The 18,886-nt window shown below is 66.8% G+C and carries 17 protein-coding genes and 2 pseudogenes; 6 read left to right on the forward strand and 13 right to left on the reverse strand.

Annotated features, from left to right (window positions below):
* Nucleotides 1-65: 65 nt before the first annotated feature.
* Both ABZ845_RS25455 and ABZ845_RS25460 read right to left on the reverse strand, forming a co-directional pair.
* On the reverse strand, nt 66-500 hold the full coding sequence (locus tag ABZ845_RS25455) for a DUF6086 family protein (protein WP_360983466.1): 435 nt from the start codon (nt 498-500) through the stop codon (nt 66-68).
* A 350-nt stretch (nt 501-850) separates the two neighbouring features.
* On the reverse strand, nt 851-1,444 hold the full coding sequence (locus tag ABZ845_RS25460; RefSeq protein WP_360983468.1) for a TetR/AcrR family transcriptional regulator C-terminal ligand-binding domain-containing protein: 594 nt from the start codon (nt 1,442-1,444) through the stop codon (nt 851-853).
* A 101-nt stretch (nt 1,445-1,545) separates the two neighbouring features.
* Between ABZ845_RS25460 and ABZ845_RS25465 the strand changes: the two genes are divergently transcribed.
* Nucleotides 1,546-2,769, forward strand: coding sequence for an alpha/beta fold hydrolase (locus tag ABZ845_RS25465; RefSeq protein ID WP_360983470.1), 1,224 nt, complete (start codon nt 1,546-1,548; stop codon nt 2,767-2,769).
* Nucleotides 2,770-3,187: 418 nt separating this feature from the next.
* On the opposite strand, the gene ABZ845_RS25470 is transcribed toward ABZ845_RS25465, so the two are convergent.
* The 3 genes from ABZ845_RS25470 to ABZ845_RS25480 form a co-directional block, all read right to left on the reverse strand.
* Entirely contained in the window at nt 3,188-4,189 is a 1,002-nt protein-coding gene (locus ABZ845_RS25470) for an ABC transporter substrate-binding protein (protein ID WP_360983472.1), read from the reverse strand.
* Nucleotides 4,190-4,319: 130 nt separating this feature from the next.
* Nucleotides 4,320-5,381 (reverse strand): ABC transporter permease, encoded by a 1,062-nt coding sequence (locus tag ABZ845_RS25475; protein WP_360983474.1) that lies wholly within the window; start codon nt 5,379-5,381, stop codon nt 4,320-4,322.
* Nucleotides 5,378-6,199, reverse strand: coding sequence for an ATP-binding cassette domain-containing protein (locus tag ABZ845_RS25480; RefSeq protein ID WP_360983530.1), 822 nt, complete (start codon nt 6,197-6,199; stop codon nt 5,378-5,380). The genes ABZ845_RS25475 and ABZ845_RS25480 overlap by 4 nt, the downstream gene beginning before the upstream one ends.
* A gap of 482 nt (nt 6,200-6,681) precedes the next feature.
* Between ABZ845_RS25480 and ABZ845_RS25485 the strand changes: the two genes are divergently transcribed.
* Both ABZ845_RS25485 and ABZ845_RS25490 read left to right on the forward strand, forming a co-directional pair.
* Nucleotides 6,682-7,698, forward strand: coding sequence for a LacI family DNA-binding transcriptional regulator (locus tag ABZ845_RS25485; RefSeq protein WP_360983476.1), 1,017 nt, complete (start codon nt 6,682-6,684; stop codon nt 7,696-7,698).
* Between the two features lie 597 nt (nt 7,699-8,295).
* Complete coding sequence (locus tag ABZ845_RS25490) at nt 8,296-9,789, forward strand: multicopper oxidase family protein (protein WP_360983477.1); 1,494 nt, start codon at nt 8,296-8,298, stop codon at nt 9,787-9,789.
* A gap of 317 nt (nt 9,790-10,106) precedes the next feature.
* On the opposite strand, the gene ABZ845_RS25495 is transcribed toward ABZ845_RS25490, so the two are convergent.
* Entirely contained in the window at nt 10,107-10,436 is a 330-nt protein-coding gene (locus ABZ845_RS25495) for a hypothetical protein (protein ID WP_360983479.1), read from the reverse strand.
* 129 nt (nt 10,437-10,565) lie between these two features.
* Between ABZ845_RS25495 and ABZ845_RS25500 the strand changes: the two are divergent.
* Nucleotides 10,566-10,757, forward strand: a pseudogene (locus tag ABZ845_RS25500) (IS701 family transposase); the annotation flags it as partial.
* A 192-nt stretch (nt 10,758-10,949) separates the two neighbouring features.
* Here the strand turns inward: ABZ845_RS25500 and ABZ845_RS25505 are convergent.
* Both ABZ845_RS25505 and ABZ845_RS25510 read right to left on the reverse strand, forming a co-directional pair.
* Complete coding sequence (locus tag ABZ845_RS25505; RefSeq protein ID WP_360983481.1) at nt 10,950-12,566, reverse strand: cation acetate symporter; 1,617 nt, start codon at nt 12,564-12,566, stop codon at nt 10,950-10,952.
* A complete protein-coding gene (locus tag ABZ845_RS25510) occupies nt 12,563-13,096 on the reverse strand; it encodes a DUF485 domain-containing protein (RefSeq protein ID WP_360983483.1) in 534 nt (177 codons plus the stop codon). Before ABZ845_RS25510 ends, ABZ845_RS25505 begins: the two co-directional genes overlap by 4 nt.
* Nucleotides 13,097-13,354: 258 nt before the next feature.
* On the opposite strand from ABZ845_RS25510, the gene ABZ845_RS25515 reads away from it, so the two are divergent.
* On the forward strand, nt 13,355-13,690 hold the full coding sequence (locus ABZ845_RS25515; RefSeq protein ID WP_360983485.1) for a hypothetical protein: 336 nt from the start codon (nt 13,355-13,357) through the stop codon (nt 13,688-13,690).
* 507 nt (nt 13,691-14,197) lie between these two features.
* On the opposite strand, the gene ABZ845_RS25520 is transcribed toward ABZ845_RS25515, so the two are convergent.
* The 4 genes from ABZ845_RS25520 to ABZ845_RS25535 form a co-directional block, all read right to left on the reverse strand.
* Nucleotides 14,198-14,803 (reverse strand): lytic polysaccharide monooxygenase, encoded by a 606-nt coding sequence (locus tag ABZ845_RS25520; RefSeq protein ID WP_360983487.1) that lies wholly within the window; start codon nt 14,801-14,803, stop codon nt 14,198-14,200.
* A 155-nt stretch (nt 14,804-14,958) separates the two neighbouring features.
* Nucleotides 14,959-15,126 (reverse strand): hypothetical protein, encoded by a 168-nt coding sequence (locus tag ABZ845_RS25525; protein ID WP_360983489.1) that lies wholly within the window; start codon nt 15,124-15,126, stop codon nt 14,959-14,961.
* A gap of 94 nt (nt 15,127-15,220) precedes the next feature.
* Entirely contained in the window at nt 15,221-16,342 is a 1,122-nt protein-coding gene (locus ABZ845_RS25530; protein ID WP_360983491.1) for an alpha/beta hydrolase-fold protein, read from the reverse strand.
* Between the two features lie 336 nt (nt 16,343-16,678).
* Nucleotides 16,679-16,825 carry a hypothetical protein gene (locus ABZ845_RS25535; RefSeq protein ID WP_360983493.1) on the reverse strand — a complete coding sequence of 49 codons (147 nt, stop codon included), beginning with the start codon at nt 16,823-16,825 and terminating at the stop codon, nt 16,679-16,681.
* Between the two features lie 356 nt (nt 16,826-17,181).
* On the opposite strand from ABZ845_RS25535, the gene ABZ845_RS25540 reads away from it, so the two are divergent.
* A complete protein-coding gene (locus tag ABZ845_RS25540; RefSeq protein ID WP_360983495.1) occupies nt 17,182-18,402 on the forward strand; it encodes a metallophosphoesterase in 1,221 nt (406 codons plus the stop codon).
* A 36-nt stretch (nt 18,403-18,438) separates the two neighbouring features.
* On the opposite strand, the pseudogene ABZ845_RS25545 reads toward ABZ845_RS25540, so the two are convergent.
* A pseudogene (locus ABZ845_RS25545) lies at nt 18,439-18,885 on the reverse strand (transposase family protein); the annotation flags it as partial.
* Between the last annotated feature and the right edge of the window lies 1 nt (nt 18,886).

The raw sequence follows: 18,886 nt of genomic DNA on the forward strand, positions 1-18,886 counted from the left end.
CCTCACGCACTAGCGAGCTCGTAAGCGGCGGTTTCTTCTGGCTCGCTGACCGGTGGCGTGACCGTTCAGCGAGCCATGAAGCGACTCAGTTCGCGGGCCTCAGCTCGGAGCCGGTCCGGTCGCGTGCACGCGCTGATGGTGCCCGATGCAGCGCTGGGCACCTGGACGTCCTTGCTGTTGTCGTAGGCCACTGGACTGCCAGCCAGCCAGGCGAGATCAATGCCGGCCCGTTCGGCCAGGATCAGCATGATCGCAACGAAGCTTTCAGAGAGGGCGATCATGACCGCATGGCTCGTTCGAAGGTGCTGCTCAAGCAGAGCTTCAACGAACGTCTTCAGGACGGCGGCGTCGATCTGGCACTCGTCATCGCGCATCTGACCGATGCCGGAGGGCAGGCCGAGTTCAGCCTCGAAGACAGAGACCTGCCGCAGGAACAGCCTCGCCGCACCGTTGGATGGATTCCAGAGGGTCTGCTCGCCGAGGGCGAAGTACTGGCTCACTGCTGCATCTCCCTGCTGTCCACGACGGAGTCGTAGTCAGACTGCGGCAAGACGCCGGTAGCAAATGAAGACGGCAGCGATTCCGACGAAACCGAGGAAGTGCTCGGACTCGCGCAGCACCCGGGCCCCCTCGTCGTGCAGTGCACGACCATGGTCCCGAAGCAAGCATCCAGGTGCTCTCAAAACCCAGCGCCGTCACTCTCCCGTGAACGAGGGTGCTTTCGCCGCTGAGCAACAGGCGCAGCACTCTCGCAACTCGCCGACAAAGCCAGGCGGCCGACAGTCCGCCTTCACCCACCGGACCCGACACCACGGCGGACACGTGAACCAGTGGTCCAGAGGGGCATTGCTCAGGCTGTGGCCGGCTCACTCCCGTTGCCGAGCAGTCTGTCGACGAGGAGTTCTGGGTAGCCATTGGCCGGCGGGTCGATGCCGAAGATCGCCCGCATGTAGAACGGTGCGATGAGCTGGTCGAGGATCTGCTCCAGGGGTGGTGGGTCCTCACCTCGGGCCGTGGCCCGCTCGCGGATCTGCTCGATGGAGCGCATCCGGCGCCGGAAGTGCTGTGCACGCTCGGCCTGGGCCTGGGCGCTGTTCGGCATGGACAGGACGACGGCGCGCACGAGGGCGCGTCCTTCGGGTGTGCGGATGCTCGCGACGCTGGCTTCGGCCCAGGCGAGGAGGTCGCCGCGCAGGGTGCCGGTGTCGTTCAGCGGTGAATCGCGTTCGAGGCGGGTGGTGACCATGTCGGCCAGGAGTGCGTCGAGGCTGCCCCAGCGCCGGTAGACGCTGGTGTGGTTGACGCCGGCGCGTTGCGCGATCGCGGGGATGTTGAGGTCCTCGCCCTCCGGGTCGGACAGCAGGTCGACGACTGCCTGGTGGACGGCCTCGCGGACCTGTTCGGGGCTCTTGCGGATGCGTGCAGACGCTTGTTTCTGAGTCACACCCCCATCGTAAGCACAAATATTTGCTTCCGAGGGTCCCGAGGGTCTACGGTTCCTCCCACAAGCACAAATCTGTGCTTGCTCCTCAAGGAGAGTGTGCGATGAAGCAGCTGCTGTTCCCGAACAACATCCAGTTCTGGTACGAGACCCTGCGGTCGATGAGCCACATCGCCTACGGCGGCGCGGACTTCGGTGAGGTCGTCTCCACGGGCGAACGCATCGTCGAGGGCGACTACGACAGCTGGTACACCGAGTGGCTGGCCACCGCCGACCGTGTGTCCGGCCAGGCCGACAAGGCGCTGGCGGCCGGCCACGGGGTGAGTGCCCGGGACGGGTTCCTGCGGGCGTCGAACTACTACCGCTCGGCGGAGTTCTTCCTCCACGGTCACCCCTGCGACCCCCGCCACGACCACGCCTACGACCGCTCCGTGGAGTGCTTCAAGGCCGCCGCGGCCCTCTACACCACACCGCGCATCGAGCCGGTCAGCATCCCGTACGAAGACACCACCCTGCCGGGCTACCTCTACCGCGTCGACGACTCCGGGACGCCGCGGCCGACGCTGATCATGCACAACGGTTTCGACGGCACCGCCGAAGAGCTGCACTTCTTCGGGGCGATGGCGGGCGTCGAGCGTGGCTACAACGTGCTGGTCTTCGACGGTCCGGGTATGCCCGGACCACGACACCACCAGAACCTGGTCTTCCGCCCCGACTGGGAGAACGTCATCACCCCCGTCGTCGACTTCGCCGAAACCCTCCCCGAGATCGACGACAACCGCATAGCGCTCCTGGGCATCAGCATGGGCGGCATCCTCGCCCCGAGGGCCGCTGCCTTCGAGCACCGCCTGGCCGCGCTGATAGCCGTCGACGGCCTCTACGACCTCGGCCAGACCTCCGTCCGCAACATCCCCGGCACCCGGCAGGAAGCTGAACAGCTCCTGCGCGCGAAGGCCGCCCCGGAACTCGACGCAGCCCTCGAGCAGATCATGGCCAAGGACCCGATCGCCCGCTGGGCCATGAACCACGGCATGTACGTCATGGGCGTCGACACCCCCCGCGCCTTCAACGCCTCCTACCTCGACTACACCCTCGCCGACGGCATCGCCGAACAGATTCAGTGCCCCACCCTCGTCTGCGACGCCGCCGAGGACATGTTCTTCAAGGGGCAGCCCGAACAGCTCTACGACCACCTCACCTGCCCCAAGACCCTCATGGTCTTCACCACCGAAGAGGGAGCCGGCGCCCACTGCCACCCCGGCGCCATGCGTCTGTCCCAGGCCCGCATCTACGACTGGCTCGACGACACCCTCAAGCCGGCCGTGTGAAGGGGCTGATGACCCGACATCCTGACGGGTCCCTGTCCGCGGACCATCCGTTGACTGAAGAAAGCATGGGGAGGCTGAAGTGCGTCTGATCGTCGGAATGACGGGAGCGACCGGCTCCGTACCGGGAGTCCGGCTTCCTGCGGAGTCGTGTCGGCATCCCGAAGTAGAGACGCACTTCGCACTCGGTGCTGTCGCGCCGGGCGCGAGCCACCGTCGACCTGAGACCAGGGTGGTTCCAGCGCCTCCTTCTGGCCGCTGTCAGCATCTACGCGTCGAGATTCTCTGATGGAGCCCGTGGGGTATGGAGTCGGTGCCGACCCGGTCGTCCCCGTTGTCCCGGGCAAGTTTCACGCGGGCCAACCTGGCGGACCCTCTTCCGATGCATGTGAGGTGGGTCCACCAGGTTGTTGAGGGCCATTCAGCAGTGCGACTTGTAGAAGTACTTGCTGACGGCCGGGTCGTTCATGTTGGCCTTGGTGATGGCCACCATGCTGGTACCGGCCGACTTGGTGACGGACTTGCCGTCAAAGGAGGCGGCGAGTTGGTCGACTGCGTCCTTGCCGATTGCTGCCGGGTCCTGTGCGACCAGAACCTGCAGGGTGCCGGCCTTGAGCGCGGCTACCTCGTCGGGTTCCGCATCGAACGCGGCGACCTTCACGGTGCCTTGCTTCCCGGCGTGCTGGAGGCCGGAGGAGATGCCCTGGCCGGTGTTGGTGTTCCCTGCGAAGACACCGCCCAGGTCCGGGTGGGCAGCCAGCGTCGACTGGATCTGGGAGGCCGCTGTGGCCGGCAGGTCATTGTCGTAGAGGGTCGGCAGTACCTTGATGTCGGGGTACTTGGCCATTTCCTCGGTGAAGCCCTTGATCCGCGCGTCAGTGGTCGACACGCCGGGCTTCACGCTGATCACGACCACCGAGCCCTTCCGGTTCATCAGTTTGGCGAGCGCGTCGGCCGCGACCCGGCCGCCCTTTTCGTTGTCGGACGAGATACGGGTGATGCCGACGGAGGGGTCGCTGACCGTGGTGTCCACGAGCGCGACCTTGGTTCCGGACGACTGGATCTGCTTGAGCGAGGGGGTGAGGGCACTGGTGTCGACCGGGGAGATCATCAGCCCGTCGGGCCGGGCGGCCGCGACGGAGTCGAGGAGCGGACGCTGGATCGACACGTCCCACTGCGCGGAACCGTCGGCTTGGAAGTCCATGTCCTTGGCCTGGGCCTCACTCTGCGCGGCGCAGGTCATGGTGATGTAGAAGGGGTCACTCTTTACACCGGTGATCAGTCTGACCTTCTTGTGGGCAGCGCCTCCAGCCGCCCCCGAACCTGCCTTGCCGCTCGACGACGTGCATCCGGCGGCGGTGGCCAGAGTCAGCACAACGCCTGTGGCGACCAGCAGGCTGCCCTTGCTGCGGATTCTCGACATACGGTGTTCTCCTTAGCTGCGCGCTGGGCGCCGTGGGTGGTTGTCCCGCCCTGACTGCCGAGTCAGGGCGACCAGACCTGTGGTGGGTTTGCCGCCCGAAGATGTAGGGGGCTGAGCGGGTGCGATGCGGCTATGCGCGCTCTCGGGTCTTCCTGCGCACCTGGTCGATGTAGACAGCTGCGACCAGCACGACGCCTACTGCCACGTCCTGCCAGTACTGCTGAACGCCGATGACGATCAGTCCGGTGGTGAGTACCGCGGGGATGAACACGCCGATCACGGTGCCCAGCACCGATCCGCGGCCGCCGAAGAGGCTGGTACCGCCGAGGACCACTGCAGTGATCACCTTCAGATTGTCGGTGGAGTGTCCGGCGATGGATGTCGTGCCGTACGAAGCCAGCCACATCACCGCTCCCAGCCCGGCCAGCAGCCCCATCAACCCGTACACCTTGACCAGGTGCCGCCCCACCGGTATCCCCGCGCGGCGTACGGCGGCCGGGTTGGAACCGATCGCCAGCGTGTGGTTGCCGAACTTCGTACCGCCCAGCACCGCGCCGAAGACGACAGTGACGACAGCGGCGAGGATCACCAACCAGGGAATGCCGAGCACCTTGCCGAAACCGAGGCTGTTCTGCAGGTGTGCGGCTGCCGCACCGGCTGGATCCTGGCCACCGGTTGCTAGTTCGGCCAGTCCCAACGCTGCACCCAGGCCGCCGAGCGTGACGATCAGCGGGGGCACCTTCTGGGTTGCCACCACCAATCCCTGGAGTGCGCCCCAAGCGAGGCCGACGGCCAGTGCGATGAGCGCACCGACCGCGACCGTGCCCCAGCCGGCGGTCGCCCCGCCGTGGTGAATGTTGTACTCGCCCGCCGCCACCGCGGCCAGAACAAGGACCGAGCCGATCGACAGGTCTATGCCGGCAGTGATGATCACGTATGTCATGCCGACACCGAGCACCAGGTAGATCGCCGCGTTGACGGCGATCTGCGTGAGGTCGTACGCGGTGAAGAACTTGCCGGGCGCGGCTATGGTGAAGAACGCGACCAGCGCGACGAGGATCGTGAAAGTCCACAACTCGCTGACGGAGGCGGCCCGCCTCAGCCAGCCGGGTACCGCGATCCCCCCGTTGCCGGACCGAGGCGGATCCTGCGACTGCGCGGTTTGCTGGATCTCCTGGCTGTCGGCGGTCATCGCCCTTCCTCCGCTTCCGTCTCACCGGCCGAGCCGAGGGCCGGATCCTTCTGCGCGGGGCCGTCCAACGATCCGGTCATGGCCCCGACGAGTTCCTCGATCGTGGTGTCGGCCGCCGTGAACGAGGCGACCCGCCGGCCCAGCCGCAGCACCTCGACCCGGTCCGCCACCGACAGCACTTCGGGCATGTTGTGACTGATCAGGACGACACAGATGCCCCGGTCGGCGACCCGCCGGACGGTGTCCAGTACCCGGGCGCGCTGTACGACACCCAACGCTGCGGTCGGCTCGTCCATGAAAATGACCTTGTTGGCGAACGCGACCGCACGAGCCACGGCGACGGACTGCCGCTGCCCTCCAGACAACGTTGTCACAGCGGCTGTCACGTCTTTCAGTTCGACGCCGAGTTCGGCGAACGCCTTGACCGCCTGCTCCCGCATCGCGGGTCGGTCCAGAACACCCAGGCGGCCCAACAAGCCACCACGAAGGAGTTCTCGGCCGAGATACAGATTGGCCGCCGCATCCAGATCGGGCGCCAACGACAGATCCTGGTAAACGGTCTCCACGCCATGACGCTGCGCGTCCACCGGCCCGCCGAACCGTACCGGCACTCCTTCCAGGCGGACCTCGCCCCCATCCGGGGTGATCACGCCCGACAGCACGTTCACCAGAGTCGATTTGCCGGCGCCATTGTCACCGATCAGTGCGACGACCTCACCGGGATACGCCGTGAAATCGGCGCCCTGGAGGGCCTGGACATGACCGAATCGCTTGACCAGGCCCTGTGCGGCGAGAAGTGGTTCTTTGGCAGAGACCATGTTGCGCCTTCGGGTTGGTATCGTTAACAGTGGGCCGATTCTGGGGTCCCTCCGGAGCAGTGTCAAGGGTCGGCGCAAACCAGGTCTTGTTCTACGCCAGTGCGGTGAGGCGCCATCACATACGTTCGCCACGCACTCGACCACATGCCATCCCCGGAGCCTTCGGGAACATGTCTCGCCGCTCACGCCCCAGCGGGGGGCTGCTGCGAACGGACCATCGTGGCCAGTGGAGACGGCGTGGCGTCCAAGCCACTTGATGACTACGCACAGAGGCCGCGTCTTTGGCGCCGGGCTTGCGGACCCTTCCCTACCCGGCACAGGCATCCCAGTCGGTGCGCCACCGATCATCCGCGACGCTTCTGAAACACCTGCCGCCGCAGGTTCGCGGGGCGAACCTGCGGCGGCGCGACGCCATCCGGAGGCGGGGAAATGGTAACGTTAACCAAACGAATGCCGAACGTTACCTGCCTGGAGGATGCAGCGTGGCCACCCGGCCCACGATGAAGGACGTAGCCGCAGAAGCAGGCGTCAGCACGATGACGGTGTCCCGGGTCGTCAACGGTGACTCGGGCGTCGCACACCAAACCGCTGCACGCGTAGAGGCTGCGGTCCGAAGGCTGGGCTACCAACGCGACGACGTGGCTCGCCAACTACGCCGCGTGGATCAGCTGAGCCAGACCATCGGGCTGGTGGTCGACAACGTCGCCGACCCCTTCATGGCCGCCGTCGCGTCAGCGGCGGAGGACGTCGCCCGCCAGCGCGGCAGCATCGTGCTGATCGGCTCCAGCCGCGACGACCTGCGCCGAGAACAGGAAGTCATCGCGGCCTTCACCGCGCGCCGCGTCGATGGACTGATCCTCACCCCCGTCGCAGGCAGCCACCGGTTCCTGCGCGCGGCTCAGGCACAGGGGACCAAGATCGTGTGCGTGGACAGGGCGGCGGCCGGCCTGAAGGTCGACAGCGTGGTCGTGGACAACTTCCGTGCGGTCAAGGAGGCCGTCCAGCACCTGATTGCGCACGGCCACCGCCGCATCGGCTACCTTGGCGACAAGCAGAAGATCTGGACCGTCGGCGAACGCTATCGTGGCTACCTCGCGGCTTTGAAGGACTCGGACATCGAAGCCGATCCGGCACTCGTCCGGCACGGACTGAGGTCGAGCCCGGACGCCGCAAAGGCCGTCAGCGAAATCCTCTCCTCACCCCAGCCACCCACTGCTGTTCTGGCCAGCAATGACATCGTCGCCTCCGGGGTGCTGGCCGTCCTGCCTACCGGTATCGCATTTCTCAGCTTCGACGACTTCGCCCTGGCCGCACAGATGACACCACCGGTTACCGTGATCGCCCAGGACCCGGCCGCGCTCGCGACGAGCGCCGCCCACCTGCTGTTCGCCCGCATCCACGGGGACACCTCCCCGCCCCGCACCGTCGTCATGCCTACCAAACTGATCCCACGAGGGTCAGGGGAAATCCCGGGTCCCTACGCACCGCACAGGCATTGATCCACTTGAGCGCCGTCCTACTGGGCAGCGAGCCGTACACCATCCAACTCACCGGTTTCCTCGAAGAGTTGCTGCGTGCGCTACCCGCCGGCGTTGCTGGAATCCTCCTCAGGATGCTGCGCGGACTTGGTTGACGAATTCCAACTATCGGCCCCTCAGCCGCTCAGCAAGCGGGATTGGCCAGGTGGCGTACACCGGCTCCCACCAGCCCGGATGCGATATTCGGCAAGGGCAGGGCACCAGCGCGTCCTGGTGTACCAGAAGATGAACGTGCGCCGATGGAAGCGCATCGTCATGCCTGGGCCATTGGCGGTCAATGGACCCTCGCCGGAATCCACCCACGGTGTCGCTTTCTCTGGATCCGTGTCTCCCGCCGTATCCTCGGCTGGGCGATGGCCGGCCACATGAGATCTCAGCTGGTCACCGACACTTTCACCATGGTCGTCACCATCCGCAGACCCCGCCCCAGCCTCACACAGTGACTGCCCGACACCTGCTCCGGGCCTGCCGACGCCGCATGAAGACCGACCAAGGCGGCCTTCTCCGACTTGTCCAGACCTGGCTACCTGAGTACGAGCCCCACCGGGAGAGACGGTCATGCGCACATCTTCCAGAGCTGCCCGGCTCCTTACCGGCTTGGCCCTCGCCGGGATCTGGCTGTCCGCCTGCGACGAGCCGCCGTCCGAGCGGGCTGCACCCGGGACCTCTCCCGCCGGGCGGCTGGCCACGGGCGCCGATCTGCAGGACCCCCCAGAGTTGGTGAGCCACAACGGGGTGCTGCGGACCACCCTCGTGGTAGACCGGCGCAAGGTGTGGGTTGGTGACCGTCAACTGTGGGCGCTGACCTACAACGACCGCTACATGCCGCCGACGCTCCGCGTCCAACCGGGCGACCGCATCGAGCTGGCCATGGTGAACCGTGTCGGGGCCAAGTTGCAGGGGGTCACGACCGACACCAACCTGCACACGCACGGGCTGCACGTCTCACCCCGTCAGCCCGCCGACGACCCCTTCATTTCCATCAAGCCCGGTACGACCTACCACTACTCATACCAGCTGCCGCGGGACATCACGCCGGGCACGTACTGGTACCACTCGCACATCGACATGTACTCGGCCGCTCAAGTGGCCGGTGGCGAGTCGGGAATCATCATCGTCGACGGCCTGCGAAAATACCTGCCGACCTCCCTGCGCACCATCACCGAGCACGTGATCGCCCTCAAGGACGACCAGGTCCTGGGCGACGCAATCAAGATCTATCCGCTGTCCATCCAGGCGAAGACCAATCGCACGGTCAACGGTCAGCAGAATCCGGTGATCCACATTCGCCCGGGAGAGACCCAGCTGTGGCGGCTCGCCAACATCGGCGCCAACATCTACTACAAGCTGCGCCTCAAAAACTCCACGTTCTACGTGATTGCCCAGGACGGCTTCCCCGTTCACCGGATCTACTCCGCAGACACGTTGATCATCCCGGCCGGCGGTCGGTACGACGTACTGGTCCAAGGCGGGACAGGGGGCATCGCCCGGTTGGAGACGCAGCCGTTCTACACCGGGCCGGCCGGCAACAAATTCCCGCAGGCGAACCTGGCTACGGTCATCACCAGCGGCCCTTCCATGGTTCGAGCCCGCGTCCCGTCCCTCTTCGGGCCTCTTGACGACCTCAGCCACGCCGAAATCAGCGCCCGCAAGACCTTGGTGTACACCGAAAAGACGAACCCCGACAGGTTCTACATCAACGGCAAGGCGTACAACCCGAACCGCGTCGACTTCGTTTCCCGGCTCAACACCGTCGAGGAGTGGACGGTTCGTAATGACACGCAGGAAGACCACTCCTTCCATGTCCACACCAACCAGTTCCAGGTGATGTCCCTGAACGGAAAGCTCGTGGATCCTGCCTACTCCTGGCACGAGACGGTCAATGTCCTTCGCGGGCAGAAACTCGTCCTGCGGATCCGCTTCACGGACTTCACCGGCCGAACCTTGCTGCACTGCCACCTCCTGAACCACGAGGACAGGGGCATGATGGCCGTCCTGGACATCATCGATGGTCGTTCGGACCGCGAGAAGGGTCAGAATACGGATCGCTGAGCCGTTCACCTCTTGTGCCTGCGGGGTGAAAGTGCAGGTCAGCGGGGTGATGTGACGACGCGAAACTCCTGGGCGTTGCGGGAAGGGCGGACACGCAAGCTGCTGAGCAGGCGTTGACCACGGCCAGTGGAATCCGCTCCCCACGCCGGCTGTGAAGCTTCTGGAAGCCTGCCCGGTGCCGGAGCTGATCCGCTCACATCAACGACCCCGGACTACGGCGACACACAGCAGCCACGTACGGCATCGGTGCACGAGGCGCCCCCGGCCAGGCCGAGTGGAGATCGAGCTCCTGAAGCGGTGCTCTCCTTCCGCTGTGCTCAGGGTGAGGGCGTGAAGCCAGCAGACAAGTCGAGGCAGAAGGGAGAGCCTGGAGCCGTCGGGGTCCAGCCCTCGCGCAGAGCGAGTTCGATGGCTTCGGCGACGTCGGACGGCAGTACCGGCTTGCCCTTGTGTCCGATCCAGTTGCTCAGGTGCGGCTGTCCGGTGGTAACCACGAGCGTTGTCCCCGGAACGTCCGCATGCTCGACCGCGAACGTGCATGGTGTCCAAGCCAGGCCCTGGAAGTAGGTCGGCCTACGTCGCAGTCGCCAGCGATACACCGTACCGCCAACGACGATGCGCCGTGCGCCCTTACGCCCCAGTGCCATGCCTGCCCTTCGCCGTGGAAGATGCTGGCGGTTCCGGCACAGCGGTCCATGGGACGCAGACGTGCCGGACCCTGCCAGATCGTGCGGGGAACCGCGGGGAACACCGGGTGCCGGCCCGACGAACGGTAGCACGACTACCGCGAACTCAAACACGGCCTGGGCCTGGACCACTTCGAAGGGCGTACCTGGCGCGGCCGGCACCACCACGTCACCCTCGTCACCGCCGCCCAGGCATTCCTCACCCTCCGGCGGCTCGACCCAAAGGCACACACGCCGGCCTGGCCCTCTACCAGGTCCTGGACGAGCTCCAGGACCTGTTGAGGTGCTGGACCGGCACCTGCACCACCTGCGGCCGGCTCCTCACCTCAGCGAGAGCCAGAACCTAACGAGGCACTACTCGGGCGGCCCGGTGAAATTCTTCAGCCTTCTCGACCATCCAGGAGCCGCATCCGGCCCGGGTCGATGTCATCAGGGCATCTGGCGTCAAAACGCTACTGCCGTGAATGGCCGTGCTCATTCGGCCGCGGCAAGCAGTCGTGCCTCGCTCTCCTCGTACAGCCGCCGGTTCTCGCGGCTCTGGTCGGCACGGCGTCGGTGGTCCAGACCGCTGCCCAGCCAGCCCGCGAGATAGCCGAACGGGATGGAGACCAGGCCGGTGGACTGCATGGGGAACCAGGCGAAGTCCGCGTGCGGGAAGACGGCGGACGGCGTGCCCGAAACGGCCCTGGAGAAGACCATCAGCACCAGCGCGCAGGCCGTGCCCCCGTAGAGGCTGGCGAGCAGGCCGGTGCGCGTGAATCCTCGCCAGAAAAGGGAGTAGGTCAACGCGGGGGCAACGGCCGATGCCCCGATACAGATCGCCAGCGTGGTCAGTACGGCGACGTCCCAGTTCTGGACCAGGGCGGAGAGCAGGATGGCAACGGCCCCCACCGCCACGCTCGTCCACCCCGCCACGGTCATCTCCGTACGCGGCGCCGTCCGTTCCTGCCGCAGCGCATGTGCGAACAGGTCGTGGGCGAGCGACGAGGCAGCGGCCAGGGTCATCCCTGCGACCGAGGACAACAGGGTGATGAACACCGCGCCCGCCATCGCCGCGTAGAGGATCGTCGTGCCCGCGGAGCCGGCGCCGCCGCCGAGCGCCCGGGACAACATGAGCACCGACGTCCTGCCGTGAGGGTCGGCCGCGGTGATGTACCGCGATCCCACCAGGGCCGCCGCGCCCGTACCCATGATGATCACCGTCAGGCAGAACGTGGTGACCGTACCTACCGCCCATGACATGGAGCGGCGCACGGCGGGCACGTCCCGGGCGGAGTACAGGCGCATCGTGATGTGCGGCAGGCAGGCCGCGCCGAGGATCACGGTGATCTGGAGACTGGCGAAGTCAAGCCGTTGAGCTGCCGAGGTGCCCAGCTGGAGGCCCTGCTCGAGGAAGCCCGGGCCCGTTCCGCTGCCGCGCTCAGCGGCCCGGAGCACCGCGCCGGGGCTCCAGTCGAAGCGGTGGAGGACCAGGGCGGCGACGGTGACGCTGGTTCCGAGCAGGAACACGATCTTGATCATCTGGATGAGCGCGGTGCCCCGCATGCCGCCGAGGGCCGCGTAGATGATCATCAGACTGCCGACCAGGACGATGCACGTCGTCCTGGCGCCGGCCACGTGCGGTATGCCCAGGATGAAGGTGAGCAGCGACCCGGCTCCGGAGAGCTGGACGACCAGGAAGGGGAGGGTCGCCGAAAGCGTCACCACGCAGGAGGCGATGCGGACGGCCCGCCCGGGCATGTTGCGGGCCAGGACGTCGCCCATCGTGAAGCTGCCGGAGTTACGCAGCGGCTCGGCCAGCAGGAACATCAGCAGCACCAGCGACAGCGCGGTGCTGACCGCCAGGACGTAACCGTCGTATCCGGCGAGGGCGATGATGCCGGTGGTGCTCAGCACCGTCGCGGCGGAGATGTAGTCGCCCGCGATCGCCAGACCGTTCTTGAGGGGGGTGAGCGAGAGGTAGCCGGTGTAGAAGTTGGTCAGGTCGTCGCGGTCCGGTCCCGCCATCACACACATCAGCAGCGTGAGGGTCACCAGGGTGCTGAACAGGACCAGGACGATCGCCTGTGTCCCTGAGCCGAAGTCGTTCATCCCGCCACCCCGGCGTCCCGGCGCGGCCGGACCGTATTCCTGACGGCCTGCGCCAGTGGGTCCACGGAGTGCCGAGCGCTGCGTCCGTACCAGAGGACGGCCGCGAAGGTGACGACGAGCTGGAGGACCCCCAGGCCCATTCCCAGGCTCAACTCCCCCGCGATTTTGGAACCCATCAGGTCCGGAGCGGAGCAGGACAGCACCACATACACGACGAAAGAGCCGAGCGCCGTGAGCGTGGACACCCGGCGGAGCACTCGGTAGGCCGAGCGGAGGGCGGCGAGCTGGTCACCGCGCGGGTCGGACTCGGGCGCGTACGACGGGCGCCGGGGGGGCTGCCCGTACGAGCCGTACGAGCCGTACGAAGGGACTCCGTATCCATACGTGTTGTCCTGCGGGACGTCGTGTCCGTACGACTCCTGCCATGGATCCCGTCCGTACGACGCGCGCCGAGGACCGTGGCCATGGGGCTCGGTTCGCGGCTGCGGCCATCCCGGCGGCGGGTACCGGTTGTCGTCGGGGTCTGTCATCGCGTGGCCTTCCGGTGCGGCTCGGATCCGTGGGGGGGCGGTGAAGAATCGCTGTGGCGGCGCACGATACCGACTGGTTGGAATGCCTGATAAGGCTGACGAGGGTCACGTTTTCGGCTCGATGCGGCACCGGCCGACGGTGACTCGCCGACGATCCACGACCCCTGACCTGCGCCGCTCGGAGACACGATTCCGGGTCTGAACTGCAGGTTCCTCAGCCAAAGCCGGGGCTCGCACGGCGTCTGGGACGATCCTTCGGTGCCGCAGTCCATGGTCACCGCGTTGGCCCGGAATCCGATCACCGTGCCCGCTGCCGTGCTGCGCAGTTGCGCAGCCAAGGAAGCAGAGGTCCTGGCACTGCGGCACGAGAAAGCGGTGCTGCGTCGTCAGATCGCTCGGGTCCACCATGAGCCTGCTGACCGGATCGGGTTCGCCATGCCCTCCCGAGCCGCCGACGCCGACGAGAAGGGCCCGCTCTACGACGCCCTGGGCGTCTCCATCACCTACGACAACGCGACGAGGACCGCGACCGTAAGGTCGAGCCCCTCGATTCCGTATCGTTATGGCGAGTCAAGTGTCCGAGGGGCGAGTTGACGGCTGACGATACGGTCGTGATCGCGCAAGGGCGGCTACGGCTGCAAGATCTCTTCTGCACTGCCAACCGAGCGTCGCACGGTGCCTGAGCCGACTACCTCCCACTGCTCCTCCCCACCCGGCTGCAGCACCGGCGGAGGCGCAGGGCGCGGTCCGACAGCGGTCTCGGCAAACGGCGGTAGCCATTAGAGGACCGCGAGTCGACGGTCGGTCCGGGCGGACGGAGGCGTCAGGGGACGTCGGGTGCATCGCCCGCGGGACCATCGTCCTCGTAATCGCGTTCTGCGAGCAGCGCAAGGATGGGAACGGCGCAGTCAGCAATGCGGAAACCGCAGGCCGTCGTAGACAGCCCGGACAATTCCATCAGGGCTACCTGTGGGAACCCCTGCGTCCTGAAGTTTCGAGTCGCCGTTTTCACGGGGCGTGCGAAGCCCCGCAGCATGCCGCACACGTCACCAGCGGAGTGGGACTTGACTACCCGGTCACTCCAAGAGAGCCGCACCCATCTCAGAAGGTGATGTCGGAGCAGGCGTAGAACGCGTTGCCCGTGTCGGCGATTGTCCAGACCGCGAGGATGACGTGGCGTCCGGACAAGCCGCTGGGCAGCGTACCCGAGTGACTGAGGGTGCCCGGGGGACGCCGGCCGTTGTAGGGGACGATCAGGAATGGGGTGGTGGTGAGGTCCGAGCGGGACAGGGGGTGGTTCTGGTTCCAGCCCTGCTTGGTGATGTAGTACCGGAAGTCGGTGGTGGCATGCACGGCAGTGAACTGCCACCGGAACACATATGCCTGGCCTCCTGTCACCTTGGTCGTGGGCCAGGCAACGCCGGACGGAGTCGTCGGCGAACTGAGCTGGGTGAAACGGCTGAGACCGCCGTTGCAGATTTGCCCGTCGGCCGGACCTGCCGCCGGGAAGCCCTTCGGACCCTCGACGCTCTGCGGCTCGTACTGTATGTCGCCGCAGTTCGTCACGGTACCGATCGCGCACAGCTTCTGTCGGCTGACAGGGAGGTCGGTGTAGCCGTGACTGCTGGCGCTGCCGGTCGAGAGCATGAAGGCTCCTGCGGTGGCGAGGACCAGCACGACTGCGGAAACCTTGGTCTTTGTGTGCATGCTGCCGCTCCTGGAGAACGTGGGGGGACACTCTTCGAGCCATGCAGGTCTAGACCAAGTCACAGCATATTGCCGGGCGTTGACGGCGTCCATATCGATGACGGGCCCGAAGACTCCGAGCCGAAGCGGACTTCAGTGCTTCTTACTACCGCGCCTCACCCGTCGGCGAGGCGTTGGATGGTGGCGCTCAGCCAGGCCTGGAGATCAGCGGGGTCGCCGAGTTCGGAACGCAGGACCCGGCGGCGGGTCGAGACGCCGAGAACGAAGGCGTCGATCGCCGCGGCTCGACTGCGGGCGTCCGCACAGGCAGCGGAATCACGCACCCGCGCCTTGCCTGCTGGGATCGCTACGCGAGCTGCCAGCACCTTCCGCATCTAGGGAGGAAGCTCACCTTCATGGGAAGCCGGCGCAGTGGGTTCAGTGGGCCACCAGGCGCGTGCTGAGCCACTCGAGCACTCCCGGGATCTCCCGCCGCCAGGTGTTGAAGTTGTGCCCGCCGCTCGGCAGGATGACCGACGAGATCCTGGTCACGTTCGTGTCCTGCACGCTCTTGATGAACTTGAGCGTGTCCTTGTAGTTGTGCTCACCGACCTTGCTGCTGGTGACGAGCAGCGACGTCTCGGGCGCGGGCAGATGCTTGATCGTCCAGAAGAGGTCGGCACGGTTCTGCAGGTTCTTGTTGCCGTGGAAGAGGTCCCCGGTGGTCGGGTCGAGCGGCGCCCTGTAGTACGGCGACAGGCCTGCGGCGGCGGCGTACGACTTCGGGTTGTGCAGGGCGATCTTCAGTGCGCAGTAACCGCCGGTCGAGTCGCCGGCGATGCCCCAGCTGGCCGGTGTCTTGTCGACCCGGTACTGGGCCATCACCGCGTCACGCAGGTCCTTGGCGAAGAAGGTCTCGGTTTGCGGGCCGCCGGGGATGTCGACGCACTCGGTGTCCCGCGGCGGCGCCACGGTGGGCCTCAGCATCACCAGGATCATCGGCTGCATCTTGCCGCTCTTGGCCAGCTGCTGCGCAGTGCTGGGATAGTGCAGCTTGTTCACCAGCGCTTCGGCCGTACCCGGGTAACCGGTGAGGACGACGGACACCGGAAACTTGCGCGAACGGTTCTGCGTCTGGAAGTACTCCGGGGGCAGGTACACGAACGCCGGGGTGGCGATGTGTGTCGTACGGCCGATGATGTCGACCTGCTGGACCTGCCCTGCCACCTGCGGCAGCGTACTGCTCACGCCGATGACGCGGGATGTGGAGACCGCCTGGATGCGGCTGTCGCCGCCCGCTATGTGATCGACGACGACACCCTGGTCGGTCTCCTGACCGAACAGGTCGGACCAGCTGGCGTAGAACCCGAACGTCTGGTTGGCCGCGAGACACGTGCAGGCGAAGACCGCCAGCTGGGTGCCGAGCAGCAGCCCGAACCGTCCGCTGATCGCCCTCCAGCTCTGCCGGGCGAGCCTCGGCCACAACCACATCGTGGCGAGGAACAGCAGGACGGCGATGAAGATCGCCAGCGCCAGCACTATGCTGCTCGTGAGACCCATGGGCTGTTACCTACCTGCGCTTTCCGCCCGGCGCCGCCACGCTTTATTGCGAAGGCTCGCCCCGGGGCTTTCCCTGGCCTTGACCCGCTTTTCCGGTAGGGAGTGAACCTTCTCTCCCCCCGGACGCCGCCCTAGAGGGCGCAACGTCGCGGGATGCCCGGTCGGGCTCGGTTCAAGGTCTCTCGCAGGACTGCGGGATGCGATGTCTGTCGGGATAGATGGGCAAATGCCGGCGAGATTCCGGCCCGATCCGATCGGGCGCGGCGCATACTGCGCGGCCCGTGTCTCGAGGCCGAAACAGTGCCACGGCGGCGAAGCACACTCATTTCTGGTCGGTCAGTGTCCGGTCGGCGGCTGGATGGCGTCCTCCAGGCGGACCATCGCGAAGCCCTGTTCCCGGATGAGTTCGAGCAGATTCGCGAACATCTCCGTCATGGCGCCCTTGAACTCCGCAGGGCCACCGGTCGCGTTGCCACTGCTCATGCGGCAGCCGCCGCGGGACGGGGCCAGGAGCACGCTGGCGGGTGGGGCGTAGAACCTGCCGCCTGGTTGCGCCGCTTCACCGTACCGGTCTCCTGACTGCAATGCCGACCTTGACTCTGCTGAGAAGGTAGCCGCGGTACGAAAGAGGAGGTTCAGCGGAGGGTGAGAATAGAGCCAACGCCGACACCACAGCCTCCGCACGCACGGCAAGTCGAAGGACTCCCGTATGCGGCGGAGTCTTGCCATCCCGCAGAGAACCCTTCGCCCCAAGGCCGCACCCATGAACGCCGGTCCGGCCGGCCCAACGGCGACCGGATACAGTGCGCGAGACGGCAGCGTGGTCAGGGAGGGGAAGCGTGACCCACACCAGCAACACCCGGCGCGCCGAAGGTGAAACGCAAGCGCCGCGGCGGAGCCGACTGCACCGCCTGATGCGCTACATCCCCCTGATCGCCCCCGTCCTGCTGTGGGCCGTGCCCTGCTGGGTGCTCCTGCACACCGGCCAGCACTGGCCGCTGCCCGTCACACTGGTCGGCACCGCCCTGTTCGCCCTCGGCCTCATCGGTATGCCGCTCGCGATGATGCGCGGCCACGGCAGGCGCCAGCAGGACCGGGCGGCCATCCTCGGTGACACACTGCTGGGCACCAGCTGGATTCTGTTCACCTGGTCCGTTCTGCTCGGCGTCCTCCTGCGGCTCGCCCTGACCGTGGCCGGCGTCGGCGAGAGCCAGGACCGGGCCCGAATCGTCACCTGGGCCGTCCTCGGCGTGACCACCGTACTGCTCGGCTGGGGGTACGCCGAGGCCCGCCGCGTGCCGCGCGTACGCCGACTCGACGTGCAACTCCCGCGACTGGGTGCCGGGTTGGACGGTACCCGCGTCGCCCTCATCACCGACACCCACTACGGCCCACTCGATCGCGCCCGCTGGTCGGCACGGGTATGCGAGACCGTGAACACTTTGGAAGCCGACCTGGTCTGCCACACCGGCGACATCGCGGACGGCACGGCCGAACGCCGCCGCGCCCAAGCCGTCCCACTCGGTACCGTGCGGGCCACCCGGGCCCGTGTATACGTCACCGGCAACCACGAGTACTACAGCGAGGCCCAGGGCTGGGTCGATCTGATGGACGAGCTGGGCTGGGAACCGCTGCGCAACCGCCATCTGCTGCTCGAACGCGGCGGCGACACCCTCGTGGTCGCCGGCGTGGACGACGTCACCGCCGAGTCCTCCGGCCTGGCGGGCCACCGCACCGACCTCGCCGAAGCCTTGAACGGCACCGACCCCGACCTGCCGGTCCTGCTCCTGGCACACCAGCCCAAGTTCGTCGACCGGGCGGCAGCCGCAGGCGTCGACCTCCAACTTTCCGGCCACACCCACGGCGGCCAGATCTGGCCCTTCCACCACCTGGTCCGCATCGACCAGCCCGCCCTCGCCGGCCTCAGCCGCCACGGCACCCGCACTCTCCTCTACACCAGCCGCGGCACCGGCTTCTGGGGCCCGCCGTTCCGTGTCTTCGCCCCCAGCGAGATCACCCTGCTCGTACTCCGCTCCCCGCACCTGCCCACCTCGCCGTAGCACTGGGCGCACCACCACATCCGCCTGGAGGTGTCCTCAAGCTGAGGAGCGCGGCGGCAACAGATGACAAGCGAGGTTGTGCCTGCGGGCGACGGCCTGGACGGCGAGGTGGAGGCCGTCGCCCCGTTGTCGGCGGTCGCGGAGGCTCTTGTAGTTCTTCATCCGGGAGAAGAAGTACTCGACACGCGCACGGACCTTGCGATGGGCGGCGTCGTCCTCTTCCTCGCCCTTCAGCAGCGGCCGTCCGGGCCGTTTGCCGTGCGGGACGATCAGGCCGGTGTTGATATAGGCGCCGTCACCGAGGACCGTCACGCCCTCACAGTGCTCGGCCAGGCCGGAGTCACGCCAGGCTTTCGCGTCCGCTGTGCTGCCGGGCACCGGCCGGGCCACGGCCACTACCAGGCGGGTCTCAGCGTCCTCGACGACCTGCACGTTCGCCGAGAACCGGTAGTTACGCGAGGACGCTCCCACCTTGCGGTCCCGC

The sequence above is a fragment of the Streptomyces sp. NPDC047022 genome, assembly GCF_040644155.1.
GTDB lineage: Bacteria > Actinomycetota > Actinomycetes > Streptomycetales > Streptomycetaceae > Streptomyces.

What these genes read in the sequence shown, in the direction of transcription:
- ABZ845_RS25465 (WP_360983470.1), top strand. Translation starts at nt 1,546, where the DNA reads ATGAAGCAGCTGCTGTTCCCGAACAACATCCAGTTCTGGTACGAGACC.
- ABZ845_RS25470 (WP_360983472.1), bottom strand. Translation starts at nt 4,189, where the DNA reads ATGTCGAGAATCCGCAGCAAGGGCAGCCTGCTGGTCGCCACAGGCGTT.
- ABZ845_RS25475 (WP_360983474.1), bottom strand. Translation starts at nt 5,381, where the DNA reads ATGACCGCCGACAGCCAGGAGATCCAGCAAACCGCGCAGTCGCAGGAT.
- ABZ845_RS25480 (WP_360983530.1), bottom strand. Translation starts at nt 6,199, where the DNA reads ATGGTCTCTGCCAAAGAACCACTTCTCGCCGCACAGGGCCTGGTCAAG.
- ABZ845_RS25490 (WP_360983477.1), top strand. Translation starts at nt 8,296, where the DNA reads ATGCGCACATCTTCCAGAGCTGCCCGGCTCCTTACCGGCTTGGCCCTC.
- ABZ845_RS25495 (WP_360983479.1), bottom strand. Translation starts at nt 10,436, where the DNA reads ATGGCACTGGGGCGTAAGGGCGCACGGCGCATCGTCGTTGGCGGTACG.
- ABZ845_RS25505 (WP_360983481.1), bottom strand. Translation starts at nt 12,566, where the DNA reads ATGAACGACTTCGGCTCAGGGACACAGGCGATCGTCCTGGTCCTGTTC.
- ABZ845_RS25510 (WP_360983483.1), bottom strand. Translation starts at nt 13,096, where the DNA reads ATGACAGACCCCGACGACAACCGGTACCCGCCGCCGGGATGGCCGCAG.
- ABZ845_RS25520 (WP_360983487.1), bottom strand. Translation starts at nt 14,803, where the DNA reads ATGCACACAAAGACCAAGGTTTCCGCAGTCGTGCTGGTCCTCGCCACC.
- ABZ845_RS25530 (WP_360983491.1), bottom strand. Translation starts at nt 16,342, where the DNA reads ATGGGTCTCACGAGCAGCATAGTGCTGGCGCTGGCGATCTTCATCGCC.
- ABZ845_RS25535 (WP_360983493.1), bottom strand. Translation starts at nt 16,825, where the DNA reads ATGAGCAGTGGCAACGCGACCGGTGGCCCTGCGGAGTTCAAGGGCGCC.